The 1640-nt window shown below is 59.6% G+C and carries 1 protein-coding gene and 1 riboswitch; the gene reads right to left on the bottom strand.

From position 1 onward, the window contains the following. Positions 1 to 20 precede the first annotated feature (20 nt). A complete protein-coding gene (locus H8A95_RS42960; protein WP_376711674.1) occupies positions 21 to 485 on the bottom strand; it encodes a uroporphyrinogen decarboxylase/cobalamine-independent methonine synthase family protein in 465 nt (154 codons plus the stop codon). 133 nt (positions 486 to 618) lie between these two features. After that, positions 619 to 820, bottom strand: a riboswitch (cobalamin riboswitch). Positions 821 to 1640: the final 820 nt, after the last annotated feature.

Genomic DNA, 1640 nt, shown 5'->3' with positions numbered 1-1640 from the left:
CCCGGGAGACTACGCCACCCTCAATTCCCACCAACCTCGCGACGGCACCTAGGCTCGCGGGAGGACAGTCTGAACCTCTGTCCCCGATAAACTTCAGGAACCATGTAGTGGTGGTTGGCATCGAACCACTTGGTCATCTCCTGCGCAGGTGCGCCAAACCCGCGCGATCCGTGACCGCAACTCGCATCCTGGCGGTCGCGTTGTGAACCGCGGGCCATGTCGAAGTACGTCTTGAGCCAAACCGATTGGGCTTTCGACGCGTAGATTTCAGGGATGGCGCCAACCATGACGCTCGTGTCGAGCACCTGATCGTACAACGAGAAATCGTTCGACGGAATGACGGTGACACCGAAGGATTTCTGGCGAGCCCAGTTCGCAGCACGCAGGCCGGCTGCGTCCTCGAGCAATTGCTGTTCGCTGAGTGTGCCGGCCCAGTAGCTTTCGAGCGCGAGTTTGAGCTCGCGCCTTGGACCGATGCGTGGCATTCCAAGCGCGGAACCGGAAGGGAGAGAAGAAACATAGCGTTAACCCCATATTGGGGGCAAAGGCCATGGCGGACGCAGGCGGGATCGCGGGAAGCGACGGCTGCTTGGCGCACCACCGGGACACCCGCCCGTGGACGTATATGTTGTCCAGGCAGGTCTCCTGGCTCGCGGGTCATCGCTGCTGTCCGGCCTTCCGGAAGCCGCACAGGCTTCAGTGACCTTGTTGGACAGCGGCTCGCCGCTTACAGTTGCGGGGGCAGCGCCGGCATGTTCAGCGGCTTCCCTCTTAGCTCCGGATCAAGCGGGACCGGAGAACCTCGACGACTTGGATTATCGGCAAAAGAACTCTTCCTCTCAGATGATCCTCTCAGGTTAGCGCTGCAACATCGACTAGGCGAATGACCATTTACCTCGACCGTTGACCACGATTGGAAGCTCTCTCCAACTATAATGTCGGCAGAATTATCCGAGGCGCAAGTGGCGGTGCTTCGAGCGCGCCGGCATCCGGTCTCTCAACAGTCAAAGACCGCTGCCACGCGCAAGACATCCGTGCAAAATCCAGCTGCACGTGGCGCGCATGTTAATCTACGATGCCACCCAATTCTGGTAGGCGCCTTGCGGCCCCTTATGGCGATAATGCTTGACCACGCATATCGATCCGCCTCAACGAAGGCAGGGAGGGTCGCAATGAAAATGACTGTTTGGAGTGCCCTCGGCGTCTTTGCTGTTGCCATCTTTGCGGCTGACCTGTTCGGGTGGCTGGTAAGGCCGTTCATGAGTCAACCCGTCAGACAGACACTCTCTAGATTGTCAACAGCTCAAGACGAAGCTAGCGCGACTTGATCCCCGGCCGCCTACCAGTGGACACCGACTAGATGGAAGCACTGCTCATCCAATCATGAAGAGCGACGGCGAGCCGAGGCGCCCGACCACGGACGCGATGAGCACCACCGCGTGCGTAAACCGGAGCGCGCGCCATCGTATCATCAGCCTGCTTGAGGCCATGCACGTTCCTCGATTCCACATGTCCGGCGCTGAAGATCGGCTTCGCAAGCCTTGGCCATCAAGCGCAAAGTGAAGCTGGCTGAGGCTGCTATCGTTGGTAAGCGGCAAGCTAAGGCCGTCAGGCGGCGTGGTTCCATGGCATAAGCGCGT

Source organism: Bradyrhizobium oropedii (assembly GCF_020889685.1).
Taxonomy (GTDB): Bacteria; Pseudomonadota; Alphaproteobacteria; order Rhizobiales; family Xanthobacteraceae; genus Bradyrhizobium; species Bradyrhizobium oropedii.
This window is presented reverse-complemented; position numbering and strand designations above follow the sequence as displayed.

Excerpts from the sequence above, each read along its gene's own strand:
- H8A95_RS42960 (WP_376711674.1), bottom strand. The coding sequence starts at position 485 with ATGCCACGCATCGGTCCAAGGCGCGAGCTCAAACTCGCGCTCGAAAGC.